This is a genomic window from Halopelagius longus, assembly GCF_900100875.1.
Taxonomy (GTDB): Archaea; Halobacteriota; Halobacteria; order Halobacteriales; family Haloferacaceae; genus Halopelagius; species Halopelagius longus.
Genome location: NZ_FNKQ01000001.1, coordinates 1,057,799 through 1,075,656, shown reverse-complemented (window position 1 = coordinate 1,075,656; position 17,858 = coordinate 1,057,799). Strand labels below are relative to the sequence as shown.

Genomic DNA, 17,858 nt, shown 5'->3' with positions numbered 1-17,858 from the left:
GACGGGTCACGCAATGTCCAACTCACTATTTAAAAGGCTCGTGAGCGACCGGTGGGGGGACGACAGTGACGAGAACGGCGTGCGAACCGACGGCGGAACCGTGACCGAATCACCCGCGACGGGCGCGACTACCACACAGTCCGACCGGTCGTGGCGCGACAGCGAGTTCGTCCGGTCGCTTCCGTTTTGGCTACCGCCCGCGCTTCTGATGGGACTGTTCGTCTACGGAGCCATCGGCTGGAACGCCATCATCTCCCTCACGGAGTGGGAGGGCTTCGGGACGCCCGACTACGGTTCCCTCGACTTTTCGATGTACACGCGGATGCTCGCGGACCCGTCGTTCATGGCGGCCGCGCGCAACACCGTCGTGTTGCTCGTGGTGTTTACGGTCGTCTCACTCGTCGCCGGCCTCCTCATCGCCATCCTCATCGACCGGGGGATACGGTTCGAGAACACGCTCCGGACCATCTATCTCCTGCCGATGAGCCTCTCGTTCGTCGTGACGGCCATCTTCTGGGCGTGGATGTACAACCCGGAGATAGGCCTCGTCAACGTCGTCCTCCGAGGAATCGGACTCGACTTCGTCACGACGGCGTGGATAAGCAACCCGCAGACCAAACTGGCGGCGGTCATCTTCGCGCTGATGTGGCAGTTCAGTGGCTACTGCATGGTCGTCTACCTCGCCGGTCTGCGCGCCATCCCGAACGACCAGTTCGAGGCGGCCCGCATCGACGGCGCCTCGACCGTGCGGATGTACTGGCGCGTCATCATCCCGCAACTGCGGGCCTCGACGATGAGCGCCGCCGTCGTGCTGATGGTGTTCGCGCTCAAGGCGTTCGACTTCCTGTACGTCATGTTCGGCGACACGCCCGGCCCGGCGGCCGACATTCTCGCGACGATGATGTTCAGACAAGCATTCAGCAACTCAAACTGGGCGTACGGTGCGGCGATAGCCACGGTCCTGTTCGGATTGGCGCTGGTCGTCATCGGACCGTACCTGTACGTGCAGTACAAGCGGGGTGACCTATGAGCGTCCGCGACAGCGTTCGGTCCGTCGCCGCGTCGAGGGCGGCGCTGTACACCGTCCTCCTCGCGATGGCGGCGTTCTACCTCGCGCCCTTGGAGAGCGGTCTCATGACCGCCATCAAGACGCAGGACGCGTTCTTCTCGACGACGCCGTTCGTCCCGCCCCTCGGGGAGGGCTTCACCCTCGACCCGTGGTTCGAGGCGTGGGCGCGCATGCAGGGACCGCTGACGAACTTCTCCGGCGCGATGTACAACAGCATGTTCGTCGCCGTTCCGGCGACGGTGCTTTCGGGGTTCATCGGGTCCGTCGCGGCGTACGGCCTCACGAACCTCAACTGGCGCGGACAGGCCGGCGTGCTGATGCTGTTCGTCGCGGGGATGTTCGTCCCCTACCAGTCCGTGCTCGTTCCGCTGACCCGGTTCTGGAGCATCGTCGGTCTCAGGGACATCCTCGCCGGCGTCCCGTTCCTCAGCACGCGCGTCGGACTCATCCAACTCGTCGTCACTCACACCGCCTACGGGATTCCCATCTGTACCATCCTGTTCCGGTCGTACTACTCCGGCTTCGACAACTCGATGCTGGAGGCGGCCCGGATAGACGGCGCGACGTTCACGAGCATCTACCGTCGCATCATCTTCCCGCTGTCGAAGCCGATGTTCGCGGTGGTGCTCATCTACCAGTTCACGCAGGTGTGGAACGACTTCCTGTTCGCACTCGTCCTCGTATCGTCGCCGAGCAACGAAGTCGCGACCATCGCCCTGAACAAACTGCAGGGGTCGATGGTCCAGCAGTACAACATCCAGATGGCCGCCGCGTTCGTCGCGGCGCTTCCGACGCTTCTGGTGTACGTCCTGTTCGGTGAACAGTTCGCAGAAGGAGTCGCAGGTAACACATAATGTCAGAACTCGTACTAGACAACGTAACGAAGGTGTTCGACGACGGCGGGGAGGACATCGTCGCGGTCGACGAAGTCTCCGTCGACATCGCGGACGGTGAGTTCCTCGTCCTCGTCGGCCCCTCGGGGTGTGGTAAGTCGACTACCCTCCGCATGATTGCGGGGTTGGAAACGGTGTCGCGCGGCGAGATTCGTCTCGACGGCCAAGTCATCAACGGACGGCCGCCGCGGGAACGGGACATCGCGATGGTGTTCCAGTCGTACGCGCTGTACCCGCACATGACCGTCCGGCAGAACATGTCCTTCGGGCTCGAAGAGTCCACGGAGAAGTCGGACGACGAAATCGAGTCGCTCGTCACGGAGACGGGCGAGATGCTCGGTATCTCGCCGCTCTTGGACCGGAAGCCCGGCGAACTCTCCGGCGGGCAACAGCAGCGTGTCGCCCTCGGGCGCGCCATCGTCCGCGACCCGAAGGTGTTCCTGATGGACGAACCGCTCTCGAACTTAGACGCGAAGCTCCGCTCGCAGATGCGGACGGAACTGCAGCGTCTGCAGGAGGATTTGGACGTCACCACCGTCTACGTCACGCACGACCAGACGGAGGCGATGACGATGGGCGACCGCATCGCCATCCTCAACGACGGCGTCCTCCAGCAGGTGGCGACGCCGTTGGAGGCGTACCACCAACCCGCGAACCTGTTCGTCGCGGGCTTCATCGGCGAACCGTCGATGAACTTCTTCGAGACGGAACTGCAGGGCGACAGACTCGTCGCGGAGAACTTCGACTACCCGCTCTCGCAGGAGACGCGGGAGGCCGTCGGCGACTCGACGCACGTCACCCTCGGCGTCCGACCCGAGGACATCGAACTCCTCGATTCGGGGTCGGCTTCGGGCGACCACGACTTCGAGACGGTCGTCGACGTGGTCGAACCGATGGGCAACGAGAACAACGTCTACCTCTCGTTCGAGTCCGGCGGCGACGCCGACTTCGTCGCGACGATAACCGGGATGCGTTCGATGGAGGGCGGCCAGCCCGCCGTCGCGCGTTTCCCCGAGTCGGCGATTCACCTCTTCGATACGGACAGCGGCCACGCGCTGAAGAACCGGTCGCTCGACGAACTCGAAGAGACCGAACCGCGACTCTGAACTAGCGTTTACGCCCCCTCGTACTCTTCGGGCGTGAACGTCTTCATCTCTAAGGCGTGGATGTCCGTCGTCATCGCGTCGCCGACGGCGTCGTACACCATCTGGTGCTGTTGCACGAGGCTCTTACCCTCGAACGCCGGCGAGACGACGACGGCGGCGAAGTGAGCGTCCTCGTGTTCCTCGTCGGGCGCGCGGGGCAACGTCACCGTCGCCTCCGCGTCCTCGATACCTTCCTCGATGAGACGTTCGACGTCCGCGGTGTCCATGTCCGTACCGTACGTCGCTCTCGGATAAAACCCTCCGGAGTCGACGACGACGGCGGCGACGGAACGCCCGCCCGTCTACATCTGGTAGCGGCGTTCGTCGTCGCGTTGCGGGTACTGGTTCTGGCCGGTCATCTCGTCGTACGTCATCCCCGAGAGGTACTCGTCGTACGTCACGTCGTACCCCTGTCGGAGGTGGAAATCTAGGTTTCCGCGGTCCACGGTGGTCTGAAACAGCAGGTGGACCGCCCGGCGGACGAGTTCGTCGGTGCCGTCGGTGTCGAAGACGGCCGCGAGCATCGCCAACTCGTGTCGCGTCTCCCGGTCGAGTCCGACGGCTTCCTCGTCGTCTATCTCCTTGAACGCGGTTTCCACGTCGGCGGTGAGTTCGTCGAGTCCCATGTCGCGGCCCGAGGGCCGGTCGGCGGATACCGTTTTCGCCTCGCGCCCGGCCTCGGCGGTTCGCGCGCCGCGCGTCCGGTCGAACCGAGGGGGATAAACCGCCTCGCGCCCACGAACCGACGATGACCGACGACGACGAACGCCGTTCGTCGGGCCGCCGGACTACGTCCGGCGACGCCTCCGACGCTCTCGAAGACGGCGACGCCCCCGCCCTCCCCGAAGACGTGGATGCCGTCCGCGAGGCACTCGTCGAGTGGTACGAGGCGGACCACCGCAAGTTCCCGTGGCGGCGGACCGAGGACCCCTACGAGATTCTCGTCTCCGAGGTGATGAGCCAACAGACGCAACTAGGCCGCGTCGTCTCCGCGTGGGAGGACTTCCTCGATCGGTGGCCGACCGTCTCGGAGTTGGCGGCCGCCGACAGAAGCGAGGTGGTCTCCTTCTGGACGGACCACTCGCTCGGATACAACAACCGCGCGAAGTACCTCCACGAGGCGGCCCGACAGGTCCGCGACGATTACGGCGGCGAGTTCCCCGAGACGCCCGAGGAACTGTCGGAACTGATGGGCGTCGGCCCATACACCGCAAACGCCGTCGCCTCGTTCGCGTTCAACAACGGCGACGCGGTGGTGGACACGAACGTAAAGCGCGTCCTCCACCGCGCCTTCGACGCCCCCGATGACGACGCCGCCTTCGAACGAGTCGCGTCGTTCCTCATGCCCGAGGGCGAGTCCCGCGTGTGGAACAACGCCGTCATGGAACTCGGCGGCGTCGCCTGCGGGAAGACGCCGACGTGCGACGAGTCGGGGTGTCCGTGGCGTCGGTGGTGTCACGCCTACGAGACGGGCGACTTCACCGCGCCGGACGTGCCCGAACAGCCGAGTTTCGAGGGGAGCCGGCGGCAGTTCCGGGGGCGCGTCGTCCGAACCCTCGGCGAGTACGACGAACTGCCGTTGGACGAACTGGGGCCGCGGATTCGGGTCGATTACGGCGGGGAGTACGGCCGAGAGTGGCTTCGCGAACTGGTGGCGGATCTAGACGACGACGGACTGGTCGAAATCGAGGACCGCGACGGCGAGACGTTCGCTAAACTCCGCCGGTGAGAGACGGAGACGGCGGCGTTCGAGTCACTTCCCGTCCTCGCCGTCGGCGGGGAGCGTGAACGTGAACGTCGCTCCCTCGCCCGGTTCGGACTCGACCCGGATGTCGCCGCCGTGTCGTTCGAGTATCCGCTCCGAGAGGGCGAGGCCGATTCCCGTCCCCGAGTGTTCGTCGGGGGCGTGGAGGCTCTCGAACACCTCGAAGACGCGGTCGGCGTCCTCCGGGTCGATGCCGATTCCCTCGTCAGCGACCGAGATTTCCCACCGCTGGCCGTCCCGTTCGGCCGAGACGTGCACCCGCGGCGGTTCGTCGCCGCTGTACTCGAGAGCGTTGTCGAGCAGGTTCTGAAACACTTGGCGCAACTGCCCGCCGTCGCCCTCGACGCGGGGGAGCGACTCGGCGGTAATCTCGGCGTCGGTCTCCTCGATCCGAACCTGTAGGTCGTCGCGAACGTCCGCGAGAACGGCGTCCAACTCGACCGGTTCGAGGGGGTTTCCGCGGGAGTCGACCCGGGAGTACTGGAGCAACCCCTCTATCATCTCGCGCATCCGGTCGGCCCCGTCGACGGCGAACTCGACGAACTCCCGGCCGTCCTCGTCGAGTTCGTCGGCGTACCGTCGCTCCACGAGTCGGAGGTAGCTCGACACCATCCGCAGGGGTTCCTGCAGGTCGTGGGAGGCGGCGTAGGCGAACTGCTCTAACCGCTCGTTGGACTCCTCCAACCGCTCTATCAGCTCTTCGAGTCGCCGTTCGCGCTGTTTGCGATCGGTGACGTCTTGGGCCGCCCCGCGGAGGGAGACCACGTCGCCGTCCACCGTCTGCGGAACGCCCTGAAGCCGGAGCCAGCGCACCTCGCCGCTGGCCGCCGTTCGGAGTCGAACCTCGGCGTCGAACGGCTCGCCGGAGGCTAACGCCTCCTCGACGGCGTCCTCGACTATCGGCCGGTCCTCCTCGTGGTACATGTCGAGGGCCTCCTCGAGCGGCGGTTCCTCGTCGGCGTCCACCTCCAGGAGGGAGAAGATGTGGTCGGTCCAGAACACGTCCCTCGTCTCGGGGTCTATCTCCCACCCGCCCACGTCCGCTATCTGTTCGGTCCGCCCGAGCAAGTCGAGCGCCCGTTCGAGTTCGGCCTCGCGTTCGACCCGTTCGGTGATGTCCTGCGACATCCCCATCGCGCCGAAGACGGTACCGTCGTCGTCTCGGACGGGGAACGTGCGGAACTCGGTGTACCTCCCGTCCTCGTGCGCGTACTCGAACGTGTTCGCCTCGCCGTCGAGCGCAGCCTGGTACCGCGGCGCGAGGTGGTCGGCCAACACCGGCGACAGCACCTCCCGCACCGGCCGCCCTTCGAGGTCGTCGGCCGTCAGGTCGGACTCGGTGAGCGGGTTCCCGCCGATGGTCACGTACCGCATCTCCTCGTCGACGAGGCCCACGGCACCGTTCGGGAAGTTCTCGACGACCGTCCGGTAGCGACGCTCGCTCCGTTCGAGTTCGCGTTCGCGCTCGACTCGCTCAGTGACGTCCTCGCCGATGCCCACGATGCGGGACATCTCCCCGCTCTCGTCGTACACGCGGGCTCCCCGCGCGTGGACCCACCTGACCTCGCCGTCGGGCCGGACGACCCGGAACTCCTCGTCGTAATCCGTCTCGGGGAGCGCGGTGAACCCCTCTCGGACGCGGCTGCGGTCGTCGGGGTGGACGGCGTCGAGGAAGGAGAGCGGCTCGTCGTACAGGGTCTCCCTGTCGATCCCCCACACCTCCTCGAACGCGGGGTTGATGTAGACGAACTCCTCGCCGTCCTCGGTCGCCATCCAGACGATTTCGTCGAGGTTCTCGGCGAGCATCCGGAACTTCGCTTCGCTCTCGCGGAGTTCCCGTTCGGCCTCCCGGCGTTCGGTGACGTCTTGGACGACGAGCATCCCCGCGTTCACCTCGTCGTCGGCGTTCCTGACGGGCAGGGTGTACGCGAAGAGCTGGCGGTCGTGGAACTGGACCTCGAACGAGTTCGTCTCGCCGTCGAGCGCGGCCCGGAAGTACGGCTTGATGTCCTCGAGGAGTTCGTCCGGATATATCTCGTAGACGCTACGTCCGATTCGGTCCGACTTCGGAACTCCGACCTCGTCCAAGAGCTGTCCGCCGACGGCGGTGTACCGGAACTCCTCGTCGAACAGTCCCACCGCGCCGTTCGGGAAGTTCTCCACGAGCGCCCGGTAGCGCCGTTCGGACTCCTCGATTCTGCGTTCGGCCTCCTTGCGCTCGGTGATGTCGGTGAGCGCACCGGGGAACACCGCCGGGAATCCGTCCTCGTCGCACTCGACGTGACCGCGGGCGACGACCCACCGAATCTCGCCGTCGGCGTTGCGGACGCGGTACTCCGACTCGTACTCGCCGCAGGACTCGATCGCCTCCGCTATCTCCCGTTCGACGCGCTCACGGTCGGCCTCGTGGATAGACGAGAGGAGGCGGTCGAGCGAGACGCCCTCGCGCGCCGCCTCGGGGTCGACGCCGAACGTCCGCGCGAGCGAGGCGTTCGTGACGAACTCGTCGTCGGGGATGTACCACTCCCACGTTCCGACCGCACCGGCCTCGGCCGCGGCTTCCAGTTGCGACTTCGCGTCGCGCAGATACCGCTCGCGTTCCTTCTGCTCCGTGACGTCCCGAACGGTTCCCACGGCGCGGACGGGTTCGCCGCCGTCGTCGTCGTAGAACTCCCCGTCCGCCGATATCCACCGTCGCTCGCCGTCGGTCCGGACGATTCGGCACTCGAACCGCCACTCGCCCGTCTCGTGGGCCTCCTCGAAGGTCCGGGCCACCCGCTCTCGGTCGTCCGGGTGGACGTGGTCGAGGAACCGCTCGAACCCCCAGTCGTCGATCGGTTCCTCGTAGCCGAAGAGACGGTCGTGCTGCGGCGACCGGACGGGCGACTCGCCGGTCCGAAGGTCGAGCTCCCACATCCCCATCTCCCCGGCTTCGAGGGCTATCTGCAACCGCGTCTCGCTCTCGCGTAACTCGCGGACCGTCTCGTCGAGTTCGCGTTCGCGTTCCTTGCGTTCGGTGATGTCTTGGGCCATCGTCATGCCCGCGAAGACGTCGCCGCGTTCGCCGGTGACCGGGACGGCGTGGACCACCCACTCGCGGTCCGCGTAACTCACCTCGACCGTCCCCTCCTCGCCGTCGAGCGCCCCGCGGAACAGGGGTTCGAGCGCGTCGGCGGCGGCCCCCTCCCAGACTTCGCCGACCCGGCTGCCCTCGACCGCTTCGGGTTCGAGGGGAATCCGCTCGAACCCCCGGCCCGCCGCCAGCGTGTACTCCAAGTCGTCGTCGAACAGCGTCACGAACCCGTTCGGGAAGTGCTCGGCGAGCGTTCGGTACCGACGCTCCGACCGCCGGAGTCGACGCTCGCGCTCTCTCCGTTCGGTGATATCCCGGACGAGGCAGATGAGTTCGCCCTCCCCGGTGGAGACGAGCGAATGCTGACTGCGGAACGTACTCCCGTCGCTCCGGACGCAGGTCGTCGTCCCCGTCCACTGGCCCTCCTCCGAGATAGTCGGCAGAATCCGGCCGTAGAACCGCTCGGGGTCGGCCTCGATGCCGAGTTCGTCCCAGTGTTCGCCGACCATCTCCTCGGGGTCGTATCCGAACGTCTCGGCGTAGGCGTCGTTCACGTAGACGAACTCGCCGTCGGCGTCGAGCAGGCTGATACCTTCGCGTGCGGCTTCGAGCGCTTCGACCATGCGCTTTCGGTCTATCCCTCCCTCGTCGGTCTCGCGTCCCTCGCGGCCGGCCCGTTCCCGGACGATGCCGACGGCGCCTTCCACGGTACCGTCGGATTCGAGCGCGCTCATCCGCACGTCGCAGGGAACTCGTTCGCCCTCCGCGGTCCGGGCTGTGAGTTCGAGACGGGCGCTTCGCTCGCCGGGGGTCGTCCGGAGGCGGTCGAGTTCGCGTTCGACGGCCGACCCGCCACCGTCGCCGAAGACGACGGAGGCGCGTTCGCCGAGTAGTTCCTCGCGCGTCCGTCCCGTCAACTCCGCGAGAGAGTCGTTGGCCGCGACGACGGTCCCCTCGGCGTCGAGTTGGTAGATACCGTCGTCCACCGCGTTCACGAGGGTCCGATAGCGTTCGCAGGCCCCTCCGTCGTCTCCGTCTCCCCAAAACGCCGACCCGGTGCCACCAGCCCGGTTGCTCATACCAGCGGTAAAGAGCACCGAACAGGATAAATTCACGGTCCTAACACCGTCGTTCGTGGTGTAAGAAAACGATATAGTTCCGTCTGACTACAGTATCGTCCGTTTCGACTCCCTCTTCGCTCTGCCGAAGCGGATACGCCCCACCTCGGTCCGACGGACGACGCGTCCCGACTCATCCTCTTAGTACGTTCCCGTTTTTCCGAACGACACGAAAACTTGCTAGTGGTTTCTCATTCTCAGATATTGCCATTTCATTGCCACTAGTTGCCGATTTCAGCCCACAATTTGAAATGGCGCCGGGGTTTATGGAACTAATCCATGGGGGCGGCTACTCGATGATCGTCGCGGCGGGAGTGACAGTTCTCGGTCTCTTCGCCGTCGCGGTGACCACGCAGGTGTTCGGCTATCGTCTCTCGGGGACCATCACCATCCCCGTACTCGCAGTGTACACGCTCAAGAACGTCGTCACGCTCCCGGTGTTCGTTCTGAGCACACTCATCGCGTACTTCGGGCTCGACCTCCTGAAGAAGCGAACGCTCATCTACGGGCGCGACGAACTCCTCGCCGCGATACTCATCGGGAGTGCGATACCGTTGGGGCTGTTGCTCCTCCTCGAGGCGTTCGTCGCGGAACGTATGCGAACGGTGCTCTTCATCGGGAGCATCCTCCCGGGCTTAGCGGCGTTCAACTTCCACCAACTCAAACCGAAGTACCGAAAGGCCGACATCGTCACGTCTGTCGCGCTCTTCGCCGTCCTCACGGCCCTCGGAGTACTTCTCGTGTCGCCGGAACTCCGACCCGTCGTGGGGTCGCTGACGCCGCCGGTGTTGTACAGCGAAACCGCGGACGTGGCGCGTTGGCGCGGCGCAGTCGTCTCCGAGCAGTTACAGCCCATCATCCTGCCCCGGGAACTCCTCGTCGGCATCTTCGGTGGCGCGCTGGCCGCCTCGGAGGGAATTCGTCGACGGTACGACGTCCGAATCGGCGTCATCGCCGTCGGACTTCTCGCCGTGTACGCGCTGGCGTCCGTCTGGCTCGTCGTCCTCTACGTCGTCATCTTCGCGCTGACGTACGTCGCCATCTCGGCGATACACCGATCTACGATGCTGTACGGCCGAGTTCTCATCGGCATCTCGGCCGGTCTCGGACTCGTCGCCGCCGTTCCGTTAGTCCTGCAGATTCCGATAGTCCGCGGCCTCTCGGCGTACTTCGTCGCCATTCTGGCGGGGATAAACGCCTACAGCGCACACGTGACGGCACCGAAGTACCGGGTGTTGATTCCGCCTCTGCAACTGGCGGCGTTCCTCCCGATGCTCGCCGCCTCGCGGTATCTCGGGACGGTCCTTCCGAACGGCATCCCGCAGCGACTGAGTGTCGCGGAACTCGCCGTCGGTGCCGGTATCGTGGTGGTCTGCGTGGCGTTCGCAGAACTGTACACCGTCCACCGCCCGTCCGACGAGGACGTCTTCGAGGCGTCGATTCTCTCCGGAGGTGGGGACGCGTGATACAGCAGGCCGCCTTCGAAATCGTCGGGCAAGAGGGCTGGTGGCGGTGGCGACTCCGCGACGGCGAGACGTATCTCGCTCACTCGGCGGAGACGTTCGACTCGCCGGAGGAGGCCCGCGAACACGTCGAGCGGACTCGGCTCTACGCTTCGAAACTGAACCGGCGCTCCCTGCGCAGTCGGCACATACAGGTCGAGAAGCCGGTATCGCTCCCCATCGTGGAGACGGACGGCGTCTTCCGCTGGCAGTTGCGGGCGGGCAACGACGTCGTCGCCATCCCCCCGGCCACCTACGAGTCCGAAGCGCACACGCGGGCGGTCGCGGAACGCGTCACGCAACTCGCCGTCGGGACGGTACCCGTCCTCTACGGCGGAAGCGACGAGACGACCGAACGCCACCCGTTCGCCATCGACACGGACCGACTGAAACGCTCCGTGAGGTCGATTCTGAACCGGGGACGACGCCACGACGAGTTCTTAGACCAACTCGACGCGCGAATCGTCGTGATGGGCATCCGCGGGAAGTCCTCGACGACGCGCCGCATCGCGGACGTGTTCGACCGCCGGGGGTACGACACGCTGGTGAAGATAACGGGGAACCGACCGCACGTCCTCCACAACGGCGATTACATCCCCATCGAGCGAAAAGGCCCGCGCGTCACGCTGTACGAGAACATCAAGACGTTCTGGCGGTTCATCCCCGTCCTCGATTCGTACTCGCCGGAGGGCGTCGGCGTGTTCGAGAATCAGGGGATAACGGAGTACACGACTCGGATGTTCAATCAACGGTTCGTCGACCCCGACGTCATCCTCCTGACGAACGTCCGGCAGGACCACCAAGATACGATGGGGAAGACGCGCCAAGACATCGCGCGCAGTTTCGCGCGGTCGGTCCCGGAGGGCGCACACGTCGTCAGCGGAGAACAGCACCCGGTCCTGCACGAATACCTGAAGCAGGAAGTCGAGCGGGTCGGCGGAACGCTCAAACAGGTCGACATCCCCGAGAAGAACGCCTCTCTCATCGGGGCCGAGACGGTCCACGCCGTCAACGAAGTGTTGGAGTACCTCGGACAGGACCCGCTTCCGGAGGAGGAAGTAGCGGGGTATCTCGACGCGATTCAGCCCGAGTGGACGCCGCTTCCCGGCGGCGGGCGGATATTCAACGCGGCGGAGGTCAACGACATAGAGAGCACCGAGGCCGTCCGTCGGGCCCTCGTCGGCGACGACCCGATAGTCCCGTTCGTCTACCTCCGCGGGGACCGCCGGAGTCGGACCGCCTCGTTCGCCGACTACGTGAACACGCTCGTAGAGCGAGGGTTGGTCGAAACCGTCGTCGCCGCCGGCGACTACACGAACGTCTTCGCGGCGAACGTGAACGCGCCGGTGACGCGGTACGGCCCGGACGCCGACCCCGAAGAGGTACTCGACCACCTCCTCTCGACCGGACTGCCGATAGTGTCGATGGGCAACACCGTCGCGGAGTTCATGCGACAGTTCGAGGAGGAGGTAGACCGCCGGGCGCGGCGGGCCATCCACCTGTCCGATACCGAACCCGCGGCCCTCCCGTGGGAGACGGAAGCGGCGGAGGCCGAATCGGCCGCGACGGCGGTCAAAGCGGAGGCGACTGCGGTTGGAACGGAGGAAACGGCTGTCGAATCGGAAGCGAACGCGGGGGTGAACGCACCGGTAGCGACGCTGGAGGGGACGACAATGCACGACGATTCCGAGAACACCGACGAGACGACGGAGGTATCGACGCGCCGTTCGACGGCCGCGTCCGACTCTGCGAACGGGCGAGAAACCGCGGATGCGGCCGTCGAGAGCAACCCGCGGATAGAGAACAGAGGCGACGTGTTACCGGTGTTGCTCCACGAACTCGACGAGTACGACCTCTCTGAGTCGGAGACGGAGATACTGGCCGACAGCGTGGGCGCGGTTCCCGTCCACGAACGGGCGAAGATGCGCCACCTCCAGTCGCAGGTCGCCGACCTCACGGCGTACATCGACGCGTTGGAGGAGTTCCTCGACGAGGAGGGGACGGCGGGGGAGATACTCGGTTCTCTCGAATCCGACGTGGCGGCCCTCCGAAGCCGCGTCGAGAACCTCGAATCCGAGGTGGGCGAGGCGGCCGAGGCGGCCGAGACGGACGCGATACGCGAGGAACTGTCCGGCGTTCGGTCGGACGCGGAGACGAACGCGGACCGACTGGACGACGTTCGCGACGAGTTGGCGGAGATTCGGGAGCGAACGTCCGAGCGAGTCGGGAAACTCGAAGCGACCGTCTCCGAGAACAGCGATCGAATCGCGTCCTTGCAGGAGGTCCAACGCGAGCGACTCCTCCGAGAGATACGCGAGGAGTCGAAGCGGATAGACGACGTGGAGTCGCTGAACGCCGCGCTCTCGGAGATACGCCGGAAGCGTCCGGAAGGAGAGGTGTCAGCCGAGAAGTGACGAGAGGCGTTACAGGCGCGGTTCGTACACCTCGGCCACGGCGTCCGCGATAGTATCCCAGTCGTCCGACCGCGCGTCGCTCGATTGCTCTATCTGAACGCCGTTCCCGTCGGCGGTGAGCCAGTTGACGAAGTTCTCCGGGGAGTCGCCGCCGTAGGGGCCGTCCTCGTCGGCCAGACGGACGTCGTACCGCCCGCCGGTGGCCTCGTCGATCGCGTCGCGGACCGCCAGTCGGAGAGGCTCCGGTGCGCCGCCGCCGACGGCTATCGCGTCCGTCGAGAAGCCGTGGAAACTCACTGCGTGGTCGAACCCCCTGTCGGCTATCTCGTCTAACTTCGGGAACGACCGCCGGTCGATGTCGGTCGAACCGACGTGCCAGCGGTCGTACGCGCCGCCGCCGTCGTTGTAACCGACGCAGGACCACTCCGTCGCGTCCAGCGTCTCGGCGACGCGCGCCGCCTGCCGGTCGGTTCTGTACTCGATGTACCCGCCGTGGGGCGCACAGGCGACCAGACCGGACCCGCCGTCGCGGAGGAGTTCGACGTACTCGTCGTTCGCCCTCGCCTCCGCCCTCGTCTCGTAGGCGGGGTGCGGCGCGCCGGCGCGGACGCTCACCGCCGCCCCTCGGTCGAACGCCATCCGACGGAGGCCGTCCGTCCCCATCTCGACGGTGTCGGCCCGCCGGCAGTTCCCGGCGACGGTGTAGAGGCCGGAGGTGTACTTCGACGCGCCGCCCTCGTCCCGGACGCGAATCTGCTCGCCCGTCGAGACGCCCGCCTCGTCGAGGACGGCGTCGCTGACGTTGCACCGTTCCTCGTCGCTCCGCACGACGGCGTCGCCGTTGTTCTTCTCGACCGTGATTCCGGAACGGTCCATCTTCGCTTCACTCACTCCCGCCGCGCTCGCGCCGACTGCGAGACTCGCGGCGACGGCGGACAGTACGCTCCGCCTCCCGACACATTCGTTCGTATATTTATAGAACTTCACGGATCAGTACCGTTCGATGGGTTCTCTGGGCGAATATATGCCTTTTGGAGAATGTATGAGAAGGAACAGTACGTCCTCTCGGAGCGACGACGCGACGACGGGCGACGGACGGGACGGGCGGCGGACCGTCGGCTTCGCCGACATCCGACCCGACCCGGCGACGTTCTCCGCGCTTTCGAACGTCGGGACCGAAGGGGAGTAGTCCGACCGAGGCCAGAGGGTGTGTCACGGACACTCGAACGCCGACTCCAAGAGACAATCGTTTTGACCTTCCTTCACGCCCGAAGGAGATATGCACGCCATCACGAACAGTGGGTGGATAGAGGTCATCTCGGGGTCGATGTTCTCGGGGAAGACGGAGGAACTGCTCCGCCGTCTCCGACGGGCCGAAATCGCGGGGCAGGACGTCGCCGCGTTCAAGCCCGAACTCGACGACCGGTACGGCGAGACCATCGTCGGGTCCCACGTGGGTCGGGAGTGGGAGGCGACGGTCATCCCCGCCGAGGGCGAGGGAATCTGGGACGCCCTCGACGCGCTGAACGGCGAGGAAGTCGTGGCGGTAGACGAGGCGAACTTCTTCTCGAACGAACTCGTCGAACTGTGCGAACACCTCGCAGACGACGGCCGGCGCGTCCTCGTCTCCGGCACCGACCAGACGTACCGCGGCGAACCGTTCGAACCCCTGCCGCAACTGATGGCGGTGGCGGAGTACGTCGACAAACTGCAGGCCATCTGTACCGTCTGCGGCGAACCCGCGACGCGGAACCAGCGACTCATCGACGGCGAACCCGCCCACGCCGACGAACCGACCTACCTCGTCGGCGCCGAGGAGTCCTACGAGGCGCGGTGTCGGAACTGTCATACGTTCCGACGCGAATAGTCCGACGACGTGACCACGTGGGTCCAGAGTCCGGAGGGCGGGCGCGAACGCGGACCGCGCGGTGTCGCGCGGGCGTGGGTCGAGGTGTTGGTCCGCCCCCGCCGGTTCTTCCGAAACGGCGTCGCGCCGGGCGATCAAGCCCCCGGCCTCGTCTTCGCCGTCGCCGTCGCCGTCGCGTACGCGGCGGGTCTGTTCGCGTTCGTCCCCGGCAGACTCCCCGCCCTCGGCGGCGGCCCGGCCGTCTCGGCGTTCGTCGCCCTCGCCGTCGTCGCCCTCCTCGTCGCGCCCGCCGTCCTCCACCTGACCGCCGCGTTGCAGACGGTGCTTCTCATCGCACTCGTGCGGGACCGCGGGGGCGTCAGCGAGACGGTGCAGGTCCTCGCCTACGCCGCCGCGCCGTGCGTCTTCGCCGGACTCCCCGTCGCCGGACTCCGGGTCGTCTGTACCGTCTACGGCGCGGCGTTGCTCGTCCTCGGCGTCGCCGAGGTTCACGGGACGACGCTCCCCCGGGCGGCCGCCGCCGCGGCCGTCCCCGCCGCACTCCTCTTCGGATACGGATTCGGAGGGTTCGCCGCACTCGAAGCGGTCCTGCGGGCGGCCGGCGTTCTCTGACGGCTGAAAGTACGGCGACGGAACCGGTTCCGTCCGAGACGACGGCTCTCGCTGACGGAGATGTCGCACGTATGACGCTGTTACCGGCAATATACGAGGTTTTCGGGAAAATCGGTCGCGCCTCGGTACGAGGGCGTAGTTTTCGCAGATGTTTCGACAATCGTTTTAGGCCGCGGACTTTTGTAGCACTCAATGGATTGGATAACGCACGAAGAAGACGTGTGGTTCGATTTCAGGGGCGACTCCCCACAGCAACTCACTCCCGGGCGGTACTACAAGGGTACCGTCGACGGCTTCGCCGAATTCGGTGTGTTCGTCGACCTCTCTCCCGGCGTCACCGGTCTCCTCCACCGGAGCGAACTCGACCGCAGACTCGAGAGCCTCGATTGGGAACCCGGCGACACGGTGTTCGTGCAGGTGAAGAACATCCGAGACAACGGTAACATCGACCTCGGGTGGTCCATCCGCCAGAGCGAACGCGAGTTCCGCGGCGCGCGCGTTCACGACCCGAACAGCGACGCCGACGGCGAGAAGATAACCTCCACCGACGACGACGACGGCCCGGTGAAGACGAAGCCGAAGGGGATGTCCTCCTCCTCGTCTTCCTCTTCCCGTTCGCAGAACGGCGAAGACGAGGCGACCGAAGGCGACGAAACCGTCTCCGCCTCCGCTTCCGCCTCCGCGTCGGCCGAAGACGACGAGTCGGCGTCCGACTCCGACTCCTCGACCGCCGAGACGCCCGGCCGGTCCGCGGAACAGGTCTCCGAGTCCGAATCTGACTCCGACTCCGACGCGGACGCCGAATCCGATTCGGAGCCCGAATCCGACGCTGCGTCCGACTCCGAGGAGGTCCCCGAACGCGTCGGCATCGACTCCCTCTCGGACCGCGTGGGCGACACCGTCACCGTCGAGGGCATCATCGAGAGCGCTCGCCAGACCGGCGGACCGACCATCTTCGAACTGCGCGACGAGACGGGGACCGTCGACTGCGCCGCCTTCGTCGAGGCGGGCGTCCGCGCCTACCCCGAGGCGGGCGAGGGCGACGTCGTCCGACTCACCGGCGAAGTCGAACGCCGCCGCGGCGAACTGCAGGTCGAAACCGAGGACCTCACCGTCCTCTCGAGCGAGGAGGCCGACGAGGTCGAACAGCGACTCGACGACGCCCTCTCCGCGAAGGCCCGTCCCGACGGCGTGACCCCCCTCGCGGCGCACGACCCCGTCGACGCCGTCTCGGAGCAACTCCTCGACGCCGCGGAGGCCGTCCGCCGCGCCGTCCTCCAGTCGCGTCCCATCGTCGTCCGCCACGCCGCCACCGCCGACGGCTACGTCGCCGGTGCCGCGGTCGAACGCGCGGTTCTCCCCCTCATCGAGGACGAACACGCGCGCGACGACGCGCAGTACCACTACTTCGTCCGTCGTCCCCTCGACGAGTCCGTCTACGGCATGGACGCCGCGACGAACGACGTGACCCGGATGCTGCAGGACCGCGACCGTCACGACGAGAAGCTCCCCCTCGTCTTGCTCGTGGGCACCGGCGGCACCACCGAATCGCTCGACGGCCTCGGTCTCCTCGGCGTCTACGACGCCGAACGCGTCGTGGTCGAGGCGGCCGACGCCGACGAGGAAGTCGCAGAAGAGGCGGAAGTGCTCGTCAACCCCGGCCTGGCCGGCGCGGACGCCCACGACCTCTCGACGGGCGCACTCGGCGCGAACCTCGCGGCGACCGTCAACGACGAGGTGGCCGACGAACTCGCGCACCTGCCCGCGGCGAGCTACTGGGAGGACGCGCCCGAATCGTACGTCGAACTGGCCGAGAACGCCGGATACGACGCAGAGCGGGTCCGCGAACTCCGCGAGGCCGTCGCCTTGGAAGCGTACTACCAGTCCTACGAGGACAAGCGCGAACTCGTCACCGACCTCCTGTTCGAGGACGGCGTCGCGCCCGGCGCGCAACGCTCGGAGGGCGACGCCGTCGATAGCGACGGACTCGCCGGCCACATCGCCGAGCAGTTCCGCATCAAGCTGGACGACGAAGTCGAGACGGCGCAGGCGAACTTAGAGACGCGCGACGTGGAGGGCGTCACCGTCGCCGTCCTCGACGCCGACTCCTACACGCACCGGTACGACTTCCCGCCGACGTCGCTCCTCGTGGACGAACTCCACCGTCGCAACCGCGAGGGCGACCGGTACGTCACCGTCGCCGCCTCGATGGACGAACTGTTCGTCCGTTCGACGGCCGACATCGACGTGCGCACCGCCGCGGAGGCCGCCCGCGACGCCGTCCCCGAGGGCGGCGTGACCGCCGTCGGCGTCCGCGAGAACCGCATCGAGTTCCTCTCCGGCGCACGCGACGACGTCATCGACGCGGTCATCGACGCCGTCGTCGACCAGTTCTAACGC

At 66.5% G+C, this 17,858-nt stretch carries 14 protein-coding genes; 10 read left to right on the top strand and 4 right to left on the bottom strand.

Features of this window, described 5'->3' with window-relative positions; translation table 11 throughout:
- Positions 1-13: 13 nt before the first annotated feature.
- Genes BLS11_RS05595 through BLS11_RS05585 form a run of 3 tightly spaced genes read left to right on the top strand, consistent with a single transcriptional unit; the run spans position 14 to position 3,068 of the window.
- Complete coding sequence (locus BLS11_RS05595; RefSeq protein ID WP_092534141.1) at positions 14-1,030, top strand: carbohydrate ABC transporter permease; 1,017 nt, start codon at positions 14-16, stop codon at positions 1,028-1,030.
- Positions 1,027-1,923, top strand: a complete 897-nt coding sequence (locus tag BLS11_RS05590) for a carbohydrate ABC transporter permease (protein WP_092534138.1) — start codon at positions 1,027-1,029, stop codon at positions 1,921-1,923. Before BLS11_RS05595 ends, BLS11_RS05590 begins: the two co-directional genes overlap by 4 nt.
- A complete protein-coding gene (locus BLS11_RS05585) occupies positions 1,923-3,068 on the top strand; it encodes an ABC transporter ATP-binding protein (protein ID WP_092534135.1) in 1,146 nt (381 codons plus the stop codon). The genes BLS11_RS05590 and BLS11_RS05585 overlap by 1 nt, the downstream gene beginning before the upstream one ends.
- An 8-nt stretch (positions 3,069-3,076) precedes the next feature.
- Here the strand turns inward: BLS11_RS05585 and BLS11_RS05580 are convergent, their stop codons facing one another.
- A complete protein-coding gene (locus tag BLS11_RS05580) occupies positions 3,077-3,334 on the bottom strand; it encodes a BolA family protein (protein WP_092534132.1) in 258 nt (85 codons plus the stop codon).
- 75 nt (positions 3,335-3,409) lie between these two features.
- Complete coding sequence (locus BLS11_RS05575; RefSeq protein WP_092534129.1) at positions 3,410-3,733, bottom strand: ribbon-helix-helix protein; 324 nt, start codon at positions 3,731-3,733, stop codon at positions 3,410-3,412.
- Between the two features lie 122 nt (positions 3,734-3,855).
- Between BLS11_RS05575 and BLS11_RS05570 the strand changes: the two genes are divergently transcribed.
- Positions 3,856-4,836 carry an HhH-GPD family protein gene (locus BLS11_RS05570; protein ID WP_092534126.1) on the top strand — a complete coding sequence of 327 codons (981 nt, stop codon included), beginning with the start codon at positions 3,856-3,858 and terminating at the stop codon, positions 4,834-4,836.
- 24 nt (positions 4,837-4,860) lie between these two features.
- Here BLS11_RS05570 and BLS11_RS05565 read toward each other — a convergent pair whose 3' ends face one another.
- Positions 4,861-9,024 carry a PAS domain S-box protein gene (locus tag BLS11_RS05565; protein ID WP_092534123.1) on the bottom strand — a complete coding sequence of 1,388 codons (4,164 nt, stop codon included), beginning with the start codon at positions 9,022-9,024 and terminating at the stop codon, positions 4,861-4,863.
- 305 nt (positions 9,025-9,329) lie between these two features.
- Between BLS11_RS05565 and BLS11_RS05560 the strand changes: the two genes are divergently transcribed.
- Both BLS11_RS05560 and BLS11_RS19305 read left to right on the top strand, forming a co-directional pair.
- Positions 9,330-10,529 carry a poly-gamma-glutamate biosynthesis protein PgsC/CapC gene (locus tag BLS11_RS05560; RefSeq protein ID WP_245698692.1) on the top strand — a complete coding sequence of 400 codons (1,200 nt, stop codon included), beginning with the start codon at positions 9,330-9,332 and terminating at the stop codon, positions 10,527-10,529.
- Positions 10,526-12,979: a hypothetical protein gene (locus tag BLS11_RS19305; RefSeq protein ID WP_175454377.1), complete on the top strand. Its 2,454-nt coding sequence runs from the start codon at positions 10,526-10,528 to the stop codon at positions 12,977-12,979. Before BLS11_RS05560 ends, BLS11_RS19305 begins: the two co-directional genes overlap by 4 nt.
- 9 nt (positions 12,980-12,988) lie before the next feature.
- On the opposite strand, the gene BLS11_RS05550 is transcribed toward BLS11_RS19305, so the two are convergent.
- Positions 12,989-13,855: a poly-gamma-glutamate hydrolase family protein gene (locus BLS11_RS05550; RefSeq protein ID WP_139172773.1), complete on the bottom strand. Its 867-nt coding sequence runs from the start codon at positions 13,853-13,855 to the stop codon at positions 12,989-12,991.
- Positions 13,856-14,021: 166 nt separating this feature from the next.
- Between BLS11_RS05550 and BLS11_RS19300 the strand changes: the two genes are divergently transcribed.
- The 4 genes from BLS11_RS19300 (at position 14,022) to BLS11_RS05535 (ending at position 17,855) form a co-directional block, all read left to right on the top strand.
- Positions 14,022-14,168 carry a hypothetical protein gene (locus tag BLS11_RS19300; protein WP_175454376.1) on the top strand — a complete coding sequence of 49 codons (147 nt, stop codon included), beginning with the start codon at positions 14,022-14,024 and terminating at the stop codon, positions 14,166-14,168.
- Positions 14,169-14,258: 90 nt separating this feature from the next.
- Complete coding sequence (locus BLS11_RS05545; RefSeq protein ID WP_092534114.1) at positions 14,259-14,846, top strand: thymidine kinase; 588 nt, start codon at positions 14,259-14,261, stop codon at positions 14,844-14,846.
- A gap of 9 nt (positions 14,847-14,855) precedes the next feature.
- Positions 14,856-15,458 (top strand): YIP1 family protein, encoded by a 603-nt coding sequence (locus tag BLS11_RS05540; protein WP_092534111.1) that lies wholly within the window; start codon positions 14,856-14,858, stop codon positions 15,456-15,458.
- A gap of 192 nt (positions 15,459-15,650) precedes the next feature.
- The gene (locus BLS11_RS05535; RefSeq protein ID WP_092534108.1) at positions 15,651-17,855 is read left to right on the top strand and encodes a DHH family phosphoesterase; all 2,205 of its coding nucleotides are present in this window, start codon (positions 15,651-15,653) and stop codon (positions 17,853-17,855) included.
- The last annotated feature ends 3 nt before the right edge of the window (positions 17,856-17,858 follow it).

Bases quoted from the DNA above. Each gene is read 5' to 3' on its own strand.
- BLS11_RS05595 (WP_092534141.1), top strand. From the start codon at position 14: ATGTCCAACTCACTATTTAAAAGGCTCGTGAGCGACCGGTGGGGGGAC.
- BLS11_RS05590 (WP_092534138.1), top strand. From the start codon at position 1,027: ATGAGCGTCCGCGACAGCGTTCGGTCCGTCGCCGCGTCGAGGGCGGCG.
- BLS11_RS05585 (WP_092534135.1), top strand. From the start codon at position 1,923: ATGTCAGAACTCGTACTAGACAACGTAACGAAGGTGTTCGACGACGGC.
- BLS11_RS05580 (WP_092534132.1), bottom strand. From the start codon at position 3,334: ATGGACACCGCGGACGTCGAACGTCTCATCGAGGAAGGTATCGAGGAC.
- BLS11_RS05575 (WP_092534129.1), bottom strand. From the start codon at position 3,733: ATGGGACTCGACGAACTCACCGCCGACGTGGAAACCGCGTTCAAGGAG.
- BLS11_RS05570 (WP_092534126.1), top strand. From the start codon at position 3,856: ATGACCGACGACGACGAACGCCGTTCGTCGGGCCGCCGGACTACGTCC.
- BLS11_RS05565 (WP_092534123.1), bottom strand. From the start codon at position 9,024: ATGAGCAACCGGGCTGGTGGCACCGGGTCGGCGTTTTGGGGAGACGGA.
- BLS11_RS05560 (WP_245698692.1), top strand. From the start codon at position 9,330: ATGGAACTAATCCATGGGGGCGGCTACTCGATGATCGTCGCGGCGGGA.
- BLS11_RS05550 (WP_139172773.1), bottom strand. From the start codon at position 13,855: ATGGACCGTTCCGGAATCACGGTCGAGAAGAACAACGGCGACGCCGTC.
- BLS11_RS19300 (WP_175454376.1), top strand. From the start codon at position 14,022: ATGAGAAGGAACAGTACGTCCTCTCGGAGCGACGACGCGACGACGGGC.
- BLS11_RS05545 (WP_092534114.1), top strand. From the start codon at position 14,259: ATGCACGCCATCACGAACAGTGGGTGGATAGAGGTCATCTCGGGGTCG.
- BLS11_RS05535 (WP_092534108.1), top strand. From the start codon at position 15,651: ATGGATTGGATAACGCACGAAGAAGACGTGTGGTTCGATTTCAGGGGC.